The sequence below is a fragment of the Streptomyces lancefieldiae genome (assembly GCF_031845825.1).
Lineage (GTDB): Bacteria > Actinomycetota > Actinomycetes > Streptomycetales > Streptomycetaceae > Streptomyces > Streptomyces lancefieldiae.
The window spans coordinates 1-432 of sequence record NZ_JAVRFH010000349.1 but is presented as its reverse complement, the minus strand read 5'-3'; the positions used below and the strand labels follow the sequence as shown (position 1 = coordinate 432).

General features: G+C 61.8%; 1 protein-coding gene. It reads left to right on the top strand.

Annotated features, from left to right (window positions below; all coding sequences use genetic code 11):
- Positions 1-225: 225 nt before the first annotated feature.
- The coding region (locus tag RM812_RS42465; RefSeq protein WP_311586389.1) for a helix-turn-helix domain-containing protein at positions 226-432 on the top strand (207 nt) is incomplete at its 3' end.

The following is a 432-nucleotide window of genomic DNA, read 5'->3' as shown; positions in this document are numbered from 1 at the left end:
GATGGTGAACAGATCGCCCAACAGGTCGCCGAGGCTGGGCAGCCGGACCGCGACGATCAACGTGGCGACCGCGACGAAAGGCCCCAGAACGCGGGCGAACATACGGGTGCGCTGCCGGGCTTCGGTGGTGGGTTGCGGCATCGATGGCTCCTCATTAATAAACCGACTGACGGTCTATAAATTAGGCTAGGTGCGACGCACATTCAGCGTCAAGGAGGAGGACTCGTGGCACGACAGGTGAACCCCGCCGAACACGCCGCCCGGCGTCGCGAGATCCTCGACGCCGCCCTGCGGCTGATGCATGACAAGGGCTACGACGCGATGACCATCGAAGACCTCCTGGCTGACCTGGAGATCTCGAAAGGTGCTCTTTACCACTACTTCCGGTCCAAGCGGGCCTTGCTCGAAGGCGTCATCGAGCAGATCAGTGAA